Here is a 17,107-nt window from a genome sequence, read left to right on the forward strand (position 1 = left end):
ACAGCACACCTGCAGGGCGGGCCAACGGTTCGGCACGATGCTGGCCATGATCGAGGCCGGCCGTCTGAATCCAGGCAAACTCGTCTCCCGCACGGTCAGCCTTGCGGAAGCGAGTGGCGTACTGGAGTCGATGGAATCGTTCGGCACGCTCGGTGTCGTGGCCATCGACCGATTTTGAGGAGTGTTGGATTGGCCGGGCGACCAGGGGAATTCGACCGAGACCAAGCGCTGAGTCTGATCCAGACGGAGTTTTGGGCACACGGCTACAAGGGCACGTCGATGGCCGATCCGGTGCAGGCCACCGGCCTCGCATCCGTCCGCCTCTACGCAGCATTCGGCCCGAAGGAGGCGATGTTTCGCGCTGCGATCGAGCGTTACGAACGACGAGAAGGCGGCTTCGCCGATCGTGCCCTGGCCGAGGAGCCGACGGTGCGCCAAGCCCTCGAGCGAATGCTCCGCGACGCCGTTGCGGTGTACACCGGGCCCCGAACCCCGTGGCTGCATGGTGGTCAGCGCGGCCACCAATAGCTCCGCCGACAACGATGCGGTGCGCGAGTGGCTGGAGCAACACCGCAAGCAGCGCACTGCCTCCATCGGCGCACGTCTGCGAAGCGCTGTCGCGGCAGGCGAATTGAGGCAGGGCGCCGACGTACAAGCGGTCGGCGATGCCTTCGCTGCCGTCCCTCACGGGTTGTCCGTACAGGCACGCGACGGCGTCCCTCGGCGCCGCCTGCTCGCATTGATCGGGCCGGCCAGGACGATGCTGGCTACCGCGTAGCGCGCGAGTTGGCAACGCCCATATTGCGGTAACCCGGGTGAACGTGCGGCGTCAGTCCCTGCTGCTCGGCAACCGTCGCCAGCAGTTCGCGCAGCGTTTCGCGCTGCTGCGCGTCCAGCCCCGCAGTCAGCAGACGGTCGTGTTGCCTGGCGACATCGGCGATCTTGCCCATCAGCTTCTTGCCGGACGCGGTCAGATGGATCGCATGCAATCGCCGGTCATCTGGATTCCGGCGCCGTTCGACGTAGCCGCGATCCTCCAACTCGTCGACGTACGCGACTACCCGACTGGGTAGGAGGCCGAGTTGGCCGCTGAGCGCCTGCTGACTGCGTCCCGGCTCGGCTGCGACCGCCCGAAGGATGCCCGCATGCGCCGGCGACAAGTCGACCGACGCAATGAGATCGACGAACACCGAGGCGGAGTGATGGCCGAGCTGCGACAGCAGAAACGCCACGCCATCACCGTGCTGAGAACCTGCTGACATGCGGCGATCGTATCACCGGCGAACGATTCGCCAGGAAAACCATCCTAGCCCTTGCCTGTCGGCGGCTGCAGGAATATCGTTCATTGCATGAATGATTCACAAATGGATACGAATAGGGCTACGGGCCGCCCCGTGCAGGGTGGCCCACCGCTACCCCTGCTGGCGGCCATCTCGCTGGGGTTGCTGCTCGCCGGCTTGGCTGTCGGAATCGCGCTCGGCGGTGTCATGCCACTGCCTTACAGCTCGGCGATATTGGACTACGTGGCCGGCCATCACGAGGCGGCCGTCGCCATCGCGGTCGGCACCTTCGGGTCGTCGGTACCGCTGGCCATCTACGCTGCCACGGCGAGCGCACGTCTTCGCCAACTGGGCATCACCGCGCCAGGGGCGACGATTGCGCTCGCCGGCGGACTGCTCGCATCGGCAGGACTCGCGTTGTCGGGCCTGACGGCGTGGACCCTGTCCCGGCCCGAGGTCACCTCCGACGCCGAACTGGTGCGCGCGCTGTACTACCTGACGTTCTTGACAGGCGGCCCGTGGCACGTGGTCACGCTGGGTCTGTTGATAGCCGGTATCGCGGTGCCCGGCCTCATCGTCGGGTTGCTCCCCAGGCCAGTCGCATGGGCGGGGCTGGTCATCGCGGGGATCGCGGAACTGACCACGCTGGTGCTGATCTGGCCGGGACTGTCGCCCCTGTTGCCGGTCGCGCGGTTCACCGGACTGATCTGGCTGATCGTCGCCGGAGCGCTGTTGCCGCTACGCCGGCGCAACAAGCAGGAGGTGCGGGCGGGGGTGGGTGCACCGTGAAACTGTCTGTGAGCGTGACGAGTTACTCGTGGCCGGACGAGACGGCCGATCGGCTCGCGGCGATCGCCCATGCGCTCGACGACAGTGCGGTCGACACCTTGTGGGTCCCCGATCATCTGCTGCAGGCCGATCCCGCCAGCTCACTCGATGAACCGATGCTCGAGGCCTACACCACATTGGGATTCCTCGCCGCGGCGACGTTTCGGATCCGGCTCGGGACCATGGTCACGGCGGCGACGTTCCGCGCCCCTGCGCTGTTGATCAAGGCAGTGACCACTCTCGACGTGCTCTCGCGTGGCCGCGCATGGCTGGGAATCGGCGCGGGCTACAACGCCGACGAAGCCCGCGCGATGGGCCTGTTCCTGCCCGACACCGCCGAGCGGTTCGCCCGGATGGCGGAGCTGCTGCGGCTGGCCCGTCAGATGTGGGCCGGCGACGAAAGCCCCTTCCATGGCACGTATTCCACTCTCGAGCACCCGGTCTGTCGCCCGCGCCCGGTCACGACGCCCGGCCCGCCGGTGCTGATCGGCGGCACCGGCGAACGTCGCACGCTGCGGCTGGTCGCCGAGTACGGCGACGCGTGCAATCTCTTCGACGTGCCCGACGGCGGTGCCGCGATCCGCCGACAGCTTGCCGTGCTGGACCGTCACTGCGCGGACGTCGACCGCCCGGCCGACGAGATCGAACGCACCGTTACCACTGCGCTGCAACCGGACGAATCCGCCGACCAGCTGACCGAAAGGTGCAGTGTCCTCGGCGAGTTTGGAATCGATCACGTCGTGGTGATCGCGCGGGGCCGGCCGCTGAGCGACGCCGACCTCAATTGTGTTGCGGCGGCGGCGGATCAGCTCGCCAGCTCATCGCCAAAGGCCGAGGTGCCAGCGCAGTAGGCGGGCCTTCTCGGCGCCGATGTCCGGTTCGGCGGCGTCGAGGAGCCGACCAATTCGGTCGCGGGTGGACGTGGGCAGTATCTCGTACGCCGTCGCAGCGCCGCGCTGCAGCCAGCTGGAAAGGTCCGACCTCGCTCGGGCACCTAGCTGGTCGTCGGCGACGAGTACGAGATCTGCCTCGATCCGTGTCCACGTGTCCCGGGCGATCAAGAGCCTGAACGCGGCGCGCCGTGCATGCGCGGGCTGGTCCGTGCCGAGCAGCTCCCACAGGCGGTCGATGCGCACCAGATCGGGCTGGCCGCGCAACGTCGCCGTGGCGGCGCGGACGACGATCGGTGCCGGATCGGTGAGCATGTCGGCGATCTGGCCGAGAGGGCCGCCCAGGCGGCGGACCGCGCGCACCGCCTCGGCCCGCACCCGCGGGCGGTCGTGCCGCAGGTAGTCGGCGACCAATCTCGCGTCGTCGGCCGTGCCGCACTCACCGAGTCCTGCCACCGCTCCACGCAGCGTCACGCCGTCACCCGCCACGAGCATGGCCCGGTAGTGCTCGGCCGCGTCGCGGCCGGCGCGGCGCATCGCCCACTGTGCGGTAGACCGCACCACCGCCGACCGGTCCGACAAGAGCGCTTCCGCTGCCTCCGGCCGTCCCAATTGGACCAGTCCGTCGAGCGCTTCGGCCCGTACGCGCGCGAAGCGGGCGGCGAGCAGGCGGTCCAACGTATCCCGCCGCCGGTCTCGCACGGCGGCGCGGACGACCGCCTCGGCGCACAGCCGCTGACAGACGATGTCTCGCTCGGTCAGCGCCGTCCGCACCAACGCCTCCGAGTCGGTGCGGCTCGACTCCAGCCATAGCCGGTAGCCGAGCCGCCGTACCTGACGGTCCGCGCTCGCCCTTGCCGCGTCGAGTGTTTCGTCCGAGCGCGTGCGCATTGCCTCAGTCACCGCTGTGGCGGCGTAATCGCCTCGGCGCCAAGCACGTAGGGCCATCGCCACGCCGGCCGCCCGCACCAGCCCCGCCGTATCGGCCGCGCCGAGCGCCTCGTCGAGCGCGGCTCTGGCGTCGTCCCGCACGGGCGGTGCCCAATCGGTCGTGCGGATCAGTAGTACGGGGAGCAGTCGTTGATCGCGGCGCATCAGCGGCGTGTTCACGGCGCGCTGCCGCAGATGCCCGTCGTACACGCACGCGGTGAGTAGAAGTGCCAGCGGATCGGACGCGGCCCGGGCGGGGTCGGTGATCTGCAGCCGCTGATCGTCTGCGGCAGCCAACCACGGCCATTGCCTCAGCCTGGCGTCGAGCCGAACCCAGGTGCCCGGGCGCAGGGTCGCCAGCGTCCGCAGTGCCTCGTCGGGGCTCGAGCCGGTCACTGCCAGCCGCACGAGGGCTGCCGCGAGGTCGTCCGCGCTGCGCCCGGCATCGGCTTGCGCGGCGAAGACGGTCAAGTCGTGGATCAGTTGGGCGGTCTGGTGCATACCCCTGGGTGAACTTCCACGCGGTGCAGGTCGTCGCCGAGTTCGACCTGGCGGTCGAACGCCGAGGCGGCACGTGCGCGCCACTCGTCCTCCTGACCGGGTGCGAGCGGAGGCACGTAATGGGTGAGGATCAGGGTTCCCACGCCGGCGCGAGTCGCGGTGGCTGCCGCTTCCTCGACGGAGGAATGGTAGTCGAGGATGTCCTTCAGTCGCTGCTGCGGAACTTGCTCGACGAGGTCCTTGCGAATGACGGTGTGCACCAGTGCGCCTGCGCCTTCGGCGAGTTCGTCGAGGCTCGCGCAGGGCACCGAGTCCCCGGCAAGCACGACCGATGCGCCGGCGTACTCGATCCGGAACGCGATCGTGGGCTCCACGGGCCGGTGATCGGTGGGCGCCACCCGGATGTGGACGGCGCCGTGTTGATTCCCCGTCGCTCCGCTCGCCTCGACCGATTTCCCCGTCGCTTCGCTCGCCTCGACCGATTTCCCCGTCGCTTCGCTCGCCTCGACGGCGTCCCACACCGAACCGTCGGTGTACTCGTGCACCTCGACGACGGGTGGTTCGGTGATGTCGGCGTGGTGGGCGATCCGGTAGCTGATGTCGGGGGCCAATGCGGCCAGCGTCGCTTCGACCACGGCCGCGGTGCCTGGCGGACCTATCACGGGCAGGGGAGTGCGGGTGAAGGTGGTGACCCATCGTGTCGTGATGACGTCCGACAGGTCGGTGATGTGGTCGCTGTGCAGGTGCGTCAGAAGTAGTGCGGTGACGTTCGCAGCGCCGACGCCCACTGCCGCGGCCCGCATCAGCACCCCGCGACCGCAGTCCACCAGGAACGTCTGATCGCCCGCCCGCACCAACGTCGATGGTCCAGCGCGGTTGGGATCCACCATGGGACTCCCGGTGCCCAGCAAGGTGACTTCGATCATGTGCACATACCTACCTGGTGACGCGCGCGCGTGCGTCGGAACGGACACATTCCCGACCGGCGCACCGTGATGCCAGGCCTCGGAGTTTCAATAGGCTATCGACGCATCGCTGAAAAGCGCCTGTTGTTGCGCTTTGATGCCGGGTGGTACCGGCGCAATCTTTCAATGAGTCATTTACTGCTGCGAAACAGATCAGCAATAGACGCCGCTTAGCGTCGACCTCATCTGCCAGTGAGGAGCAACCCATGACATTCGACTACTCGAGGCTCGTCGCGAGCTGTGCCGTCGAGTCGCCCGAGCACGCGATCACCCTGCCGCCAGAGGCGTACGGCAGCGACGAGCTCTACGCGGCCGAGGTGGACAAGGTCTTCAAACGTGGCTGGATCCCGTTGTGCCGCACCGAGCAGGTGGCGACCCCGGGGAGCTATTACAGCATCGACATTCTCGGCACACCGCTGGTGGTGACCCGTGACCGGCACTCGGAAATCCGGATCTTGTCGCGCAACTGCAGCCACCGCTGGATGGAGGTGTGTAGTGGCGCCGGCGAGGCCAACGTGCTGCAGTGTCCCTACCACCTGTGGTCGTTCGGGCTGGACGGGCACCTCGCCGGGGCGCCGGAGATGAAGAAGTCGGCCGGATTTGATCGAAAAGACCACCCGCTCAAGAAGTTCCGGCACGACGTGTGGAAGGGCTTCGTCTTCGTCAACTTCGACGGCCAGGCCGAGCCACTGGCGACCCAGATGGCCGCCCTGGATCCGATCGTGGATCCCTATGACTTCGAGAATTATCAGACCGTCGAACAAACCGACTGGGGTGTGTGCGACTGGGACTGGAAGATCATGGTGGACAACTTCATGGAGTGCTACCACCACATGGGACCGCACCGCGGATCGTTGGAGACGGAGTTCCCGGCCGCGTTGAGTTACACCGGCGAGGTCGGCGACTACTTCACCACGATGTGGTCGGAGCAGGCGCCCGGCTACCCCGCCGAGGCCCCGTTCCTCGCGCCGGGCGCGCCCACGCTGAGCCCGGAGCACTTCCACAAATCACTGATCTTCATCGCGTACCCGCTGCTGCAGGTGGCGATGGGCCCCGGCTACATGTACTGGCTCAAGACCCTTCCGCTCGGAGCAGGCAAGATCGAGCTCCAGCTCGACATCTGCATGTCGCCCGCCGCGCTCGCCGCTCCCGGACTGGAGGAACGTCGAAGCCAGCTGGTCAAGATGATCTGCGACATTCACCGCGAGGATCTCGACGTGTGCGCCGCGGTGCAGCGCGCCGTCAAGTCCGGCGTGACGAGCACCGGTCGACTGTCGCATCTCGAGCGGCAGCTGTGGGAGTTCTACCGCTACCTCGGCCGCGAACTCGGCATCGTCAACCCGGCATCAACCCTCGCATCGGCAGGATAGGCAACACATGACCAGCACCCTGAACGGACAGACATCGGGCACCCAAACCAAAACGGAGGTCAGTGAAGTCGCCGAACGGTTGACGGCGGCCGGGGTGAAGTACGCGGCGATCAGCTTCGTCGACATGCACGGCAAGCCCAAGGCCAAGATGGTCCCGCTCAATCACCTCGATCAGGCGTCGCGTGGCTCGGAGATGTTCACCGGCGCCGCCCTCGACGGAGTGCCGCAGGACGTCAACGACGACGAGGTGGCACCACACCCCGATCTGGACGCCGGCATCATCGCGCCGTTCAACCGCGAAATCGCCTGGTTCCCCGGCGATCTCTGGATCGGCGAGACGCCCTTCGAGGCGTGCAGCCGGCAGATCCTCAAGCGCGTCACGGCGGACGCCGCGACGCTGGGCTACACCTTCAACCTGGGCATCGAGACCGAGTTCTTCCTGCTCACCGACGACCGGACCGGAACACCCGCGCCTGCCAGTCTCGACGACGACCTCGACAAGCCGTGCTACGACCTGCGCGGCATGCTGCACAACTACCCGGTGGTCGACGAGATCGTCTCGGCCATGAACGAACTCGGTTGGGACGTCTACTCGTTCGATCACGAAGACGGCAACGGCCAGTTCGAGACCGACTTCACCTACACCGACGCGGTGTCGATGTCGGACCGGCTGGTGTTCTTCCGCATGATGGTGGGCGAGATCGCCCGCAAGCATGGACTGTTCGCGTCGTGGATGCCCAAACCGTTCGCCGACAGGACCGGCAGCGGCGCCCATTACAACATGTCACTGGCTGACGCGTCGGGTGCGAACCTGTTCGAGGAGAGCGACGATCCGCGCGGCTGCGACCTGTCGGCGCTCGGTTACCAGTTCATCGCCGGAGTGCTGCGCCATGCGTCGGCGATTTGCGCGGTGATCGCCCCGACGGTGAACAGCTACAAGCGACTGGTGAAGCAGGGCAGCATGTCCGGGCTCACCTGGGCACCGATCTTCGCCTGCTACGGCGACAACAATCGGACCAACATGCTCCGCATCCCCAGGGGCGGCGGACGCGTGGAGTGCCGTGCCGCCGACAGCGCCAACAACCCGTACCTCGGTGCGGCCCTCATGCTTGCAGCGGGGCTGGAGGGCATCCGGGAAGGACTCGACCCCGGTGACCCCAACCGCGACAACCTCTACAACCTCTCGGAGGCCGATCTGCTGCAGCGCGACATCGGCTGGCTACCCCGGTCCCTCGGTGACGCGATCGATGCGCTCGAGGCAGACCCGCTGGCGCGCAGCGTGTTCGGCGACGTCATGTTCGAGTCGTACGTGACGGAGAAGCGCGCCGAGTGGGACTCCTTCACCGCGCACGTGTCGTCGTGGGAGTCCGACCGCTACCTGAGGTTCTGGTGATCAGCCGGTGGAGTGAGCTGACGTCCACCCAGCTGGCCTCGCGGGTGGCGGCCGATCCCGACCTCGTGGCGCTCATCCCCGTCGGCGCGACCGAACAGCACGGCCCGCACCTGCCGGTGGGCACCGACACGATCGTCGCCGAGGCGCTCGCCGACGCCGCGGCGGGAGACGAGGCGATCGTGCTGCCCGCTCTTGCCTTCGGCGCCAGCTACTTTCACGGCACCGACCTCGCGGGCACCGTCGCCTTCTCTGGCGCGGACACCGCCGCTGCGGCGTACCGCGTCGCGCGGGCGTGCACCGATTCGGGAGTGAAGCGGGTGCTGTTCGTCAACGGCCACGTCGGCAACGCGGCGCCGTTGTGGATCGCCTGCGACGAATTCCGCCGCGAGTTCCCTGACGGGCGCGTCGGTGTCATGCAGTGGTGGGATTTGACTCCCGACATCGCTCGACGTGCGACGGCCGACGCGGTGGACTGGCACGCCAACGCCGCCGAGACGTCGCTGATGCTCGCGCTGCGACCGGAGTTGGTCGACGTCGACAAGCTCGCGGAGGCCGACGATCCCGACCGCACGGCCGGTGTCGTCTTCCGCTACGCCGTCGCGCAGGTGTCGACGAACGGCGTGACCGGACTACCGTCCCAGGCGTCCAAGGCTTCCGGGCTCGAGCTGTGGCGCGACGTGGTGGCCGCGGCGCGCGAGGTCGTCGAACGCGCGCATCGGGAGCGCGCGCCATTGAGCTAGCGAACGTGCACCCGCACCGTAAGATCCGCGAGGTGCCGACTGGAGAGCATCGCGCGCAGGTCCGCGCCATCGGCCGACCGCGCATCGACGCCGACGCCGCGCCCACGACCTCGCCGAGGGCGGGGATCGTCAACGCCGCGACGAAGCTCTTCTCGGAGAAGGGTTACGCGCAGACGACGATGAGCGACATCGCGCGCGCGGCCGGGCTGCAGCAGTCGTCGCTGTACTACTGGTTCCGCAACAAGGAACAGCTGTTGCAGGAGACGCTGCTCGTCAACCGGGCGCCGCTGAAGTTCATCGCGGAGGTCGGTGCGGGTTCGGGCTCACCGGCGGTGAAGCTGTACCGACTCCTGCGGTTCGACACCATGCAACTGGCGATGTCGCCCATCGACTTCAACGAGATCCAGCGCATCGCCCACGATCAACGCGATGAATTCCACCAGTTCTGGACCGACTACGAACGGCTGCGGCAGTGGGTCGTCGACCTGATCGGCGCGGCGGTCAGTGAAGGCAGGTTCATCGACTGCGACAGGGACGAGACCGCCGGGCTCCTCCTCAACTTCGACGAGGGCGCACAGAAGCGCACCCGGCTGCACACCGATCCGGGTGACCGCGTGGAGGAAGCCATCCGCGTCGGTGAACTGGTCGCGACCATCGCGATACGCGGACTGCTGAAGAGGCCCAGCGAGATCACCCGAATCAGTGCGCAGGCAGGGTCTTTCGACGATGCCGCGATGGCGTTACAGGTGAATCGACCGCCGGACTAGTTCAGTTCTCCCGACCGGCTGAAACCCACGACAGGTCGGCGAACCGATGTCCCGAGACGGCCGCTCCCGCCGCGTCGAGCCGCTCCAACTGGTCATCGGTGAGCGCGACGTCCAGCGAGCCCAGGTTCTCCTCGACGCGCGCCGCGCGGCGTGTCCCCGGAATCGGCGCGGACGCCACCCCGAGCTCGTCGGCGCGGTAACGCAACCAGGCCAGCGCGACCTGCGCCGCGGTGGCCTCACGCTCGTCGGCGACGTCGCGGATGACGTCGACGACCGCCTGGTTGGCCTCCAGGGCACCTTCGGAGAACCGTGGCATGCCGCGCCGGAAGTCCGATCCCGATTCGAGGTCGGCGGCGGATCGGACGGTGCCCGTCAGGAATCCGCGGCCCAGCGGCGAATACGGGACGAAGCCGACACCGAGTTCGGCCGCGGCAGGCACCACGTTGCGTTCGACGTCGCGGCTCCAAATCGACCATTCGCTCTGCACCGCGGCGATGGGATGGACGGCGACCGCGGCGCGCAACTCGTCGGCCGTCACCTCGGACAGTCCCAGATGGCGCACCTTGCCCGCGGCCACCAGCTCGGCCATCGCTCCGACGGTCTCCTCGATCGGCACCGTCACGTCCCGGCGGTGCATGTAGTAGAGGTCGACGACGTCGGTGTTGAGCCTCGCCAGGCTCTCGTCGATGCATTGCCGGACGTACGCCGCGTCGCCGCGGGATCCCGGCCTGCCGGCGGCCCGATCGGCGGGGTTGCCGGTGATGCCGAACTTGGTCGCCAACGTCACCTCGTCGCGCCGGCTCTCCAGCAGGCGGGCGATGAGGCGTTCGTTGTTGCCGCCGCCGTAGACGTTGGCGGTGTCGATGAACGTGACACCGAGGTCGATGCAGCTGTGCAGCGTGGCCAAGGATTCCTCGTCGTTCACCTCGCCGTACACCGGTGTCAGCGCCATTGCGCCGAAACCGATTGCGCTAACCGTCAATTCGTCGCCGAGCGTCACGGTTTCCGTCATTGTGTGCACCCTTCGTCGTTTCGTCATCGGCCTGTGCAACCCGTCACACCGTCGATCTGTTCCGCCGGGGACTACCGCCGAGCCGTCATCCGGCCTAACCTATTGTGACCGGCGTCACTTGGGAGGTGCACGTGCGGATCGCAGACGTGTTGAAGAACAAGGGCGCGGCGGTGCAGACCGTCGCCCCCGACATGACGGTGCGCGACCTGCTTGCTGGGCTGGTGGCGCGCAACATCGGCGCGATGGTGGTCGTCGGGCCCAGCGGACCGGTGGGCATCGTCTCCGAGCGCGACGTCGTACGGAAGTTGCACGAGTTCGGCGGGGAACTCCTGGACAGGTCGGTCTCCGACATCATGACGGCCCAGGTGATCACTTGTAGGCCGGCCGACTCGGTGGACAGTCTCAGCGCGTTGATGACGACCAACCGGGTGCGCCACGTGCCCGTCATCGACGACGGGCGCCTGGCCGGAATCGTCAGCATCGGCGACGTGGTGAAGACGCGCATGGAGGAACTGCAGACTCAGCAGGAGCAGCTGGAGGCGTACATCACGCAGGGGTGAATCCGGCAGTATCGATCCCGTGAACAACGTCGAGGCCCGCCCCGCCACCCGCGCCGACGTCGGCGCCCTGTCCAAGGCCCTGGGCCGGGCCTTCTTCGATGATCCGGTGATGCGCTGGATGCTGCCGGACGCCGAGGTTCGTCGCAGCAAGCTGCACCGCTTGTTCGCATCGATCACCCGGCACCACCATCTGGCCCGGGGCGGCGTCGAAGTGGCAGGCAATGGCAACGGCATCGGTGCCGCCTCCTTGTGGGACCCGCCGGGCCGGTGGCAGACGACGCGTGGCGAGGAGCTGCGCGCGATGCCGGGGCTGCTGTTGGCCTTCGGCAGGTCACTGCAACGGGGCCTCGAAGTCACCGAGCTGATGAAGAAGGCTCACCCCGAGGAGCCGCACTGGTATCTGGCGGTCATCGGCAGCGATCCAGACGTGCGGGGCAAGGGTTACGGCAACGTCCTGATGCGGTCCCGGCTGGACCGCTGCGACGCCGAGCACGCGCCGGCCTATCTGGAGTCGAGCAATCCGGACAACGTGCCCTACTACCAGCGGTTCGGCTTTGACGTCACCGGCGAGATCAAGGTGCCGGGCGGCGGTCCCACCCTTATCCCGATGTGGCGCCCGCCCCGCTGAGCAGCCGCCTAGCAGCAGCCCCCACCCTCTTCGCCGAGGCTGCTGGGAGATCGCGAAAATCGCTCAGATCGCGATCTCCCAGCAGTCTCGAGGCGGGGAAGTGAGGAGGTGGAAATCAGCTCCAGGAGTAGTCGGCCCGCAACCTGGTCGCGACGACCTCGAAGGTCTCGCGGTCGAGAATGGCGCCTTCGCGTCGAATGCTCTCCTCGGGCACGTCGAGCACCCGATCCAGCCGGACCCAGCTGGCCCGCCCCTCGTAGTCCCAGGAGCCGCTGCCGATGCCGACCCAGTCGCGATCGCCGTGGTGGCGGTCCTGGCTGGACAGCATGAGGCCCAGCAGCGTGGCGCTGTCACGGCCCACCACCAGCACCGGACGGTCCTTGCCGCGGGTCGGATCGTCCTCGTAGACGACCCAGGTCCACACGATCTCGCCGGGATCCGCCCGGCCATCGAGATCGGGTGCGTAGACGACCTTGCGGGCGCGGTGGGCGGTCGGGACGCTGCGGTCGGTGACCGGCCGGCCAGCGGTAATCGCGGGCTGGGCCTCGCCCGATGCGCCCGCGAGCGCGCTGAGACCCGCATCGACGCCCATCCTGATGCCCTGCTGAATGCCCCGCTGCAGGCTGTCGGCCTTCGGGAGCTGCCGGATCAGCTTCGGTGCCTCGTTGAAAACCAGATGCTCTGCTAAACGCTGGAACGTCTTCCACTGCGACGCCATGATTTCGAGCATAGGTGGGACCCACGATTGTGTCGTCGCGTTGGTTGCTCGATACCCTGGTAGTGCTCGCGTCTTCCCTCGAGCCCGCCCGACCAGGAGATTCCCATCAGCAGTTTCGCCGACAAGACGTTCACTGCGCCGGCGCAGATCCGGAACTTCTGCATCATCGCCCACATCGATCACGGCAAGTCCACGTTGGCCGACCGGATGCTGGGCCTGACCGGCGTCGTCGCCGACCGCGACATGCGGGCCCAGTACCTGGACCGGATGGACATCGAGCGTGAGCGCGGCATCACGATCAAGGCCCAGAACGTGCGCCTGCCGTGGAAGGTCAACGGCGAGGAATTCGTCCTGCACCTGATCGACACGCCCGGCCACGTCGACTTCACCTATGAGGTGTCGCGTGCGCTGGAGGCCTGCGAGGGTGCGGTGCTGCTGGTCGACGCCGCTCAGGGCATCGAGGCGCAGACGCTGGCCAACCTGTACCTGGCTTTGGACCGCGGGCTCACGATCATCCCGGTGCTCAACAAGATCGATCTGCCGGCCGCCGATCCCGACCGGTATGCCGGCGAGATCGCCCACATCATCGGCTGCGAGCCCGACGAGGTACTCCGGGTCTCGGGCAAGACCGGCGTGGGTGTCACCGAACTGCTCGACGAGGTCGTCCGGCTCGTTCCCGCTCCGGTCGGCGACGCCGACGCGCCGGCCAGGGCCATGATCTTCGATTCGGTCTACGACATCTACCGCGGCGTCGTCACCTACGTCCGCGTCGTCGACGGCACGCTGCGCCCGCGCGAGAAGATCAAGATGATGTCCACCGGCACCATGCACGAACTGCTGGAGGTCGGCATCGTCTCACCCGAGCCGAAGGCCACCGAGGGCCTCGGTGTCGGCGAGGTGGGCTACCTCATCACCGGTGTGAAGGACGTCCGGCAGTCCAAGGTCGGTGACACGGTGACGTCGGCGCGCAACGGCGCCACCCAGGCGCTGACCGGCTACCGCGAACCCAGGCCGATGGTCTATTCGGGCCTCTATCCGGTCGACGGGTCGGACTACCCGAACCTGCGCGACGCGCTGGAACGGTTGCAGCTCAACGATGCAGCGTTGGTGTGGGAGCCGGAGACCTCGGTGGCGCTCGGCTTCGGGTTCCGGTGCGGCTTCCTGGGCCTGTTGCACATGGAGATCACCCGCGAGCGCCTCGAGCGCGAGTTCGACCTCGACCTGATCTCGACCTCGCCGAACGTCGTGTACCGCGTGGAGAAGGACGACGGTAGCGAGATCGTCGTCACGAATCCCTCCGACTGGCCCGACGGCAAGGTCCGCGCCGTCTACGAACCCGTGGTGAAGACGACGGTGATCGCCCCGAGCGAGTTCATCGGCACGATCATGGAGTTGTGCCAGCAGCGTCGCGGCGAGCTGGGCGGCATGGACTACCTGTCACCCGAACGCGTCGAACTTCGGTACACGATGCCGTTGGGCGAGATCATCTTCGACTTCTTCGACTCGCTGAAGTCGCGCACCCGCGGCTACGCCAGCCTCGACTACGAGGAGTCGGGCGAGCAGGAATCCGATCTGGTGAAGGTCGACATCCTCCTGCAGGGCGAGGCCGTTGACGCGTTCAGCGCCATCGTGCACAAGGATTCGGCGGCGGCGTACGGCAACAAGATGACCACCAAGCTCAAGGAACTCATCCCGCGCCAACAGTTCGAGGTGCCGATTCAGGCCGCGATCGGTTCGAGAATCATTGCCCGCGAAAACATCCGGGCCATCCGCAAGGACGTGCTGAGCAAGTGCTACGGCGGTGACATCACCCGCAAGCGCAAACTGCTGGAAAAGCAGAAGGAAGGCAAGAAGCGGATGAAGACCATCGGGCGGGTCGAAGTTCCGCAGGAGGCCTTCGTCGCGGCACTGTCCTCGGACGCCGCCAGCGACAAGCCCAAGAAGTAGGGCAGCGCCGTCAGGGGCTCCGGCGGCCGAAAGGACGCATTGCGTGTCCCGGTCGGTCACAATGGCTCGATGAAGCGTGGAGTCGCGGTCGCAGTTGCCGTCGCCATGACGGTGTTGCTGTCGGGATGCACGACCACGGTCAGTGGCAGCGCGGTGCGCGACAAGGATGCCGCCCCGCTGGACGTCGTACCGCTGAAGGAAACGCAACTCGACGGCGTGATGCTCGGCATCGACGAACTCAACTCCCTCATCGGCTCGTCCGACATGGAAGTGGTCAGCGAGATGGAGGAGATGTCGGACAACTCGCACGCCGTCTCCGACGCCGACTGTCTCGGAGTCATCTTCGGCGCCGAGCAGGAGGTCTACGACGGCAGCCAGTGGACCGCCGTCCGCGACCAGGTGGCCCGCGAACCCGGGGACGAGAAGGACCACTGGGTCGAGCAGACGGCCGTGCTCTATCCCGCCGCGGACGACGCCCAGAAGTTCTTCGACGGGTCCAAGTCGAAATGGGAACAGTGCGCGGGGTTCTCGGTGGAGGTCGAAGACTCCGAATCCACCTACATCTGGCAGGTCGACGACCTGGCGGACAAGGACGACATGCTTGCCCAGGTGGTGACTCAGGAGGACTCCGGCGGCTGGGAGTGCCAACACGCGATGTCCCTGGTGTCCAACGTGACGGTCGAGACGTGGGCATGCGCGTTCGGCATCCACGACGAGGCCGTCGAGATGGCCCAGGAAATGATCAAGTACGCGTCCAAGAAGTAGCGGCCCTCGCTGGGTGACGGCGAAGTCTCGGTCGGGTTGAGATGTGGTGTCACGTAAGTGCTGTTTCGGCCGGACCTGACATCATCGTTCGAGTGTCACCGAGAGCAGCGACGGAAACGGACAGCGGGCTGGCCTTGCGCCTTGCGGCGACCGCTTCACTCGGCGCAGCGGTCATCCACTTCGCCGTCGTACCGACGCACTGGAACCAGTGGGTACCGTCGGGGCTGTTCTTCATCGCAATTGCTCTGTTCCAACTGATTTGGGCGCGAGTGCTGCTGACTCGGACGACCACGGCCGTGCTTGCCGCAGGGACATTGGGCAATGCGGGTGCCGCCGCGCTGTGGGCACTGTCCCGGATTGCGGGAGCGCCGTTCGGCCCACACGCCGGACTGCCCGAACTGGTCCAAGCCGCCGACCTCTGCGCTCTTCTGCTCGAGATGTACGTCGTGATGGGAGCTGGCTGGGTCTGGTACCGAGGCCGTCGAGCAGCGCCGATTCCAGCCTTCGCCAACGCGATCGTCCTCCTCGGCCTCGGCGCCGTAATCACTAGCGCCGCAGCGGTAGGAGTTGCTTCTGGCTTGCGGGACGACCACCACGGACCTGCTGCCGCAGAGTCGCACCACCCGCCCGACGCGCCGGCGCCCGTCGAAGCCCCGCAGCAAGCGGCGACGCACCATCACGGTTGAACACTTTGCAACCAGCGTGATCCGAATTGCCAGCGGGCGCCGTGAAGGTCATCGATGCCGCGGAACGCCGAGGTAACACGCGGTTGTGCCGATCGGGCAGGTGCGTCGGACCGATGAACTGCCGCGGCGCGTCAATCGCGTCGTACGCCGTCGCGCCCTAGCCTTTGCGGCAAGGGGGTTCCCGCGATGGACGAGTTTCGAGGCGCCGCACACATGATCGACGTCGAACCATTGTTGCGACCAGTCGGCCACGTCTGGCCATGGGTCGTCGCCGCGCTCGGCGTGCTGATCATCGTGACCGGCGGGATTCTGCTCTCGCCCGATGCCGGTGTCAGCTCGAGCGGACCGGCCGCCATTTCGTCGGAATGATCGCAAACCTGGGTGGGTGGGCGTCCGCTCCGTAGATTTCGGAAGTGTTGCCGCCGGGTAACCGTCTGCCCCGCAATGTGATTCGGGCGCGACGACGACCGAGAGGATGCCGCCGATGACCGATCTCGCCTTTGCCGAACCCACGGTGCAAGCCGCGAGCCTGGAACCGGTCGCCGCGCCGCGGGAGGGCAATCCCGGCCTGGTGGCACTCCCACTCGTCATCGCCGGCGGCTTCGGATTGGGTTTCACCAACACCGGCATCGTCGACGTCGCCGCGGCGGCGGTCCCGATCCTGCTGTCCGCGACCGCAGTCGGGCTGCTGTTGGCGACCATCTGGGCCGCCGCGCTCGGGCAGAACGTCAACGCCACGGTCTACGGCGTCTTCTTCGGGTTCTACGGCAGCTACGCGGCGCTCTCGCTGGGGTTGACTCACGACTGGTTCGGAATCGCCGCGGCCGATGCCGGGCAGACGACGGCATTGTGGCTTGGCAGTTGGCTGTTCACTATCGGTATTCTGACCGTGCTGGTGCTGCGGCTGCCGTGGACGTATCCGGTCCTGCTGTTGGTGGTCGACGTCGCCCTCGTGCTGCTCCTGATCGGCAACCTTGCCGACAGCGCGGTCGCTACCCATGCGGGTGGCTGGTTCGTCTTCGTGTTCGTCGGCATCGTGGTGTACTTCTACGCCGCCTCGCTGTGGGAGGAGACCGGCGGACGGTCCCTGCCACTGGGCCGTCCCCTGGTGGGGTAGTCGTGGCGGC

The 17,107-nt window shown here is 67.1% G+C and carries 21 protein-coding genes; 16 read left to right on the plus strand and 5 right to left on the minus strand.

All coding sequences use genetic code 11. The features are described 5' to 3' along the window. Positions 1–46 precede the first annotated feature (46 nt). From N536_RS43310 to N536_RS42530, 3 genes are read left to right on the plus strand one after another with little or no spacing between them, the layout of a single operon-like run. Positions 47–178, plus strand: coding sequence for a hypothetical protein (locus tag N536_RS43310; protein ID WP_255358406.1), 132 nt, complete (start codon positions 47–49; stop codon positions 176–178). An 11-nt stretch (positions 179–189) separates the two neighbouring features. Beyond that, positions 190–528 carry a TetR/AcrR family transcriptional regulator gene (locus N536_RS42525; RefSeq protein WP_197040072.1) on the plus strand — a complete coding sequence of 113 codons (339 nt, stop codon included), beginning with the start codon at positions 190–192 and terminating at the stop codon, positions 526–528. After that, positions 503–778: a hypothetical protein gene (locus N536_RS42530; protein WP_197040073.1), complete on the plus strand. Its 276-nt coding sequence runs from the start codon at positions 503–505 to the stop codon at positions 776–778. The genes N536_RS42525 and N536_RS42530 overlap by 26 nt, the downstream gene beginning before the upstream one ends. Here the strand turns inward: N536_RS42530 and N536_RS0106275 are convergent. Further along, the gene (locus N536_RS0106275; protein ID WP_029112832.1) at positions 768–1,262 is read right to left on the minus strand and encodes a MarR family winged helix-turn-helix transcriptional regulator; all 495 of its coding nucleotides are present in this window, start codon (positions 1,260–1,262) and stop codon (positions 768–770) included. The two genes, N536_RS42530 and N536_RS0106275, sit on opposite strands and share 11 nt — an antisense overlap. Before the next feature lie 87 nt (positions 1,263–1,349). On the opposite strand from N536_RS0106275, the gene N536_RS37580 reads away from it, so the two are divergent. Together N536_RS37580 and N536_RS0106285 are read left to right on the plus strand one after the other, a co-directional pair. Next, positions 1,350–2,069, plus strand: a complete 720-nt coding sequence (locus tag N536_RS37580) for a hypothetical protein (protein ID WP_029112833.1) — start codon at positions 1,350–1,352, stop codon at positions 2,067–2,069. After that, positions 2,066–2,959, plus strand: a complete 894-nt coding sequence (locus N536_RS0106285) for a TIGR03560 family F420-dependent LLM class oxidoreductase (RefSeq protein WP_029112834.1) — start codon at positions 2,066–2,068, stop codon at positions 2,957–2,959. The genes N536_RS37580 and N536_RS0106285 overlap by 4 nt, the downstream gene beginning before the upstream one ends. Here N536_RS0106285 and N536_RS0106290 read toward each other — a convergent pair. Both N536_RS0106290 and N536_RS0106295 read right to left on the minus strand, forming a co-directional pair. Further along, positions 2,927–4,429, minus strand: a complete 1,503-nt coding sequence (locus N536_RS0106290) for a hypothetical protein (protein ID WP_029112835.1) — start codon at positions 4,427–4,429, stop codon at positions 2,927–2,929. The two genes, N536_RS0106285 and N536_RS0106290, sit on opposite strands and share 33 nt — an antisense overlap. Continuing rightward, positions 4,408–5,355: a ribonuclease Z gene (locus tag N536_RS0106295; RefSeq protein WP_029112836.1), complete on the minus strand. Its 948-nt coding sequence runs from the start codon at positions 5,353–5,355 to the stop codon at positions 4,408–4,410. Before N536_RS0106295 ends, N536_RS0106290 begins: the two co-directional genes overlap by 22 nt. A 245-nt stretch (positions 5,356–5,600) precedes the next feature. Here N536_RS0106295 and N536_RS0106300 point away from each other — a divergent pair, with 245 nt between their 5' ends. Genes N536_RS0106300 through N536_RS0106315 form a run of 4 tightly spaced genes read left to right on the plus strand, consistent with a single transcriptional unit; the run spans position 5,601 to position 9,664 of the window. Next, positions 5,601–6,764, plus strand: a complete 1,164-nt coding sequence (locus N536_RS0106300; protein WP_029112837.1) for an aromatic ring-hydroxylating dioxygenase subunit alpha — start codon at positions 5,601–5,603, stop codon at positions 6,762–6,764. A gap of 7 nt (positions 6,765–6,771) precedes the next feature. Next, positions 6,772–8,157 carry a type III glutamate--ammonia ligase gene (gene glnT / locus N536_RS0106305; RefSeq protein ID WP_029112838.1) on the plus strand — a complete coding sequence of 462 codons (1,386 nt, stop codon included), beginning with the start codon at positions 6,772–6,774 and terminating at the stop codon, positions 8,155–8,157. Continuing rightward, complete coding sequence (locus N536_RS0106310) at positions 8,154–8,897, plus strand: creatininase family protein (RefSeq protein WP_029112839.1); 744 nt, start codon at positions 8,154–8,156, stop codon at positions 8,895–8,897. The genes glnT and N536_RS0106310 overlap by 4 nt, the downstream gene beginning before the upstream one ends. Positions 8,898–8,929: 32 nt before the next feature. Then, on the plus strand, positions 8,930–9,664 hold the full coding sequence (locus N536_RS0106315; RefSeq protein WP_231514427.1) for a TetR/AcrR family transcriptional regulator: 735 nt from the start codon (positions 8,930–8,932) through the stop codon (positions 9,662–9,664). A gap of 1 nt (position 9,665) precedes the next feature. Here the strand turns inward: N536_RS0106315 and N536_RS0106320 are convergent, their stop codons facing one another. Then, positions 9,666–10,676, minus strand: coding sequence for an aldo/keto reductase (locus tag N536_RS0106320; protein WP_029112841.1), 1,011 nt, complete (start codon positions 10,674–10,676; stop codon positions 9,666–9,668). A gap of 131 nt (positions 10,677–10,807) precedes the next feature. Between N536_RS0106320 and N536_RS0106325 the strand changes: the two genes are divergently transcribed. Then, positions 10,808–11,236 (plus strand): CBS domain-containing protein, encoded by a 429-nt coding sequence (locus tag N536_RS0106325; RefSeq protein WP_029112842.1) that lies wholly within the window; start codon positions 10,808–10,810, stop codon positions 11,234–11,236. A 19-nt stretch (positions 11,237–11,255) separates the two neighbouring features. Further along, the gene (locus tag N536_RS0106330; RefSeq protein WP_029112843.1) at positions 11,256–11,864 is read left to right on the plus strand and encodes a GNAT family N-acetyltransferase; all 609 of its coding nucleotides are present in this window, start codon (positions 11,256–11,258) and stop codon (positions 11,862–11,864) included. A 115-nt stretch (positions 11,865–11,979) separates the two neighbouring features. Here the strand turns inward: N536_RS0106330 and N536_RS0106335 are convergent, their stop codons facing one another. Then, positions 11,980–12,582, minus strand: a complete 603-nt coding sequence (locus N536_RS0106335) for a type II toxin-antitoxin system PemK/MazF family toxin (RefSeq protein ID WP_155948446.1) — start codon at positions 12,580–12,582, stop codon at positions 11,980–11,982. A 99-nt stretch (positions 12,583–12,681) separates the two neighbouring features. Between N536_RS0106335 and lepA the strand changes: the two genes are divergently transcribed. From lepA to N536_RS0106360, 5 genes are all read left to right on the plus strand, one after another. After that, positions 12,682–14,529, plus strand: a complete 1,848-nt coding sequence (gene lepA / locus N536_RS0106340) for a translation elongation factor 4 (RefSeq protein ID WP_036435569.1) — start codon at positions 12,682–12,684, stop codon at positions 14,527–14,529. A 69-nt stretch (positions 14,530–14,598) separates the two neighbouring features. After that, entirely contained in the window at positions 14,599–15,294 is a 696-nt protein-coding gene (locus N536_RS0106345) for a sensor domain-containing protein (RefSeq protein WP_029112846.1), read from the plus strand. Positions 15,295–15,335: 41 nt separating this feature from the next. Then, positions 15,336–15,980 (plus strand): hypothetical protein, encoded by a 645-nt coding sequence (locus tag N536_RS37585; RefSeq protein WP_369798385.1) that lies wholly within the window; start codon positions 15,336–15,338, stop codon positions 15,978–15,980. Positions 15,981–16,166: 186 nt separating this feature from the next. Beyond that, positions 16,167–16,349: a hypothetical protein gene (locus N536_RS0106355; RefSeq protein WP_029112847.1), complete on the plus strand. Its 183-nt coding sequence runs from the start codon at positions 16,167–16,169 to the stop codon at positions 16,347–16,349. A gap of 115 nt (positions 16,350–16,464) precedes the next feature. Continuing rightward, positions 16,465–17,097, plus strand: coding sequence for a GPR1/FUN34/YaaH family transporter (locus N536_RS0106360; RefSeq protein ID WP_029112848.1), 633 nt, complete (start codon positions 16,465–16,467; stop codon positions 17,095–17,097). Positions 17,098–17,107: the final 10 nt, after the last annotated feature.

Source organism: Mycobacterium sp. URHB0044 (assembly GCF_000620625.1).
Lineage (GTDB): Bacteria > Actinomycetota > Actinomycetes > Mycobacteriales > Mycobacteriaceae > Mycobacterium.

Excerpts from the sequence above, each read along its gene's own strand:
- N536_RS43310 (WP_255358406.1), top strand. The coding sequence starts at position 47 with ATGATCGAGGCCGGCCGTCTGAATCCAGGCAAACTCGTCTCCCGCACG.
- N536_RS42530 (WP_197040073.1), top strand. The coding sequence starts at position 503 with ATGGTGGTCAGCGCGGCCACCAATAGCTCCGCCGACAACGATGCGGTG.
- N536_RS0106275 (WP_029112832.1), bottom strand. The coding sequence starts at position 1,262 with ATGTCAGCAGGTTCTCAGCACGGTGATGGCGTGGCGTTTCTGCTGTCG.
- N536_RS37580 (WP_029112833.1), top strand. The coding sequence starts at position 1,350 with ATGAATGATTCACAAATGGATACGAATAGGGCTACGGGCCGCCCCGTG.
- N536_RS0106290 (WP_029112835.1), bottom strand. The coding sequence starts at position 4,429 with ATGCACCAGACCGCCCAACTGATCCACGACTTGACCGTCTTCGCCGCG.
- N536_RS0106295 (WP_029112836.1), bottom strand. The coding sequence starts at position 5,355 with ATGATCGAAGTCACCTTGCTGGGCACCGGGAGTCCCATGGTGGATCCC.
- N536_RS0106300 (WP_029112837.1), top strand. The coding sequence starts at position 5,601 with ATGACATTCGACTACTCGAGGCTCGTCGCGAGCTGTGCCGTCGAGTCG.
- glnT (WP_029112838.1), top strand. The coding sequence starts at position 6,772 with ATGACCAGCACCCTGAACGGACAGACATCGGGCACCCAAACCAAAACG.
- N536_RS0106320 (WP_029112841.1), bottom strand. The coding sequence starts at position 10,676 with ATGACGGAAACCGTGACGCTCGGCGACGAATTGACGGTTAGCGCAATC.
- N536_RS0106335 (WP_155948446.1), bottom strand. The coding sequence starts at position 12,582 with ATGGCGTCGCAGTGGAAGACGTTCCAGCGTTTAGCAGAGCATCTGGTT.
- N536_RS0106345 (WP_029112846.1), top strand. The coding sequence starts at position 14,599 with ATGAAGCGTGGAGTCGCGGTCGCAGTTGCCGTCGCCATGACGGTGTTG.
- N536_RS37585 (WP_369798385.1), top strand. The coding sequence starts at position 15,336 with ATGTGGTGTCACGTAAGTGCTGTTTCGGCCGGACCTGACATCATCGTT.
- N536_RS0106355 (WP_029112847.1), top strand. The coding sequence starts at position 16,167 with ATGGACGAGTTTCGAGGCGCCGCACACATGATCGACGTCGAACCATTG.
- N536_RS0106360 (WP_029112848.1), top strand. The coding sequence starts at position 16,465 with ATGACCGATCTCGCCTTTGCCGAACCCACGGTGCAAGCCGCGAGCCTG.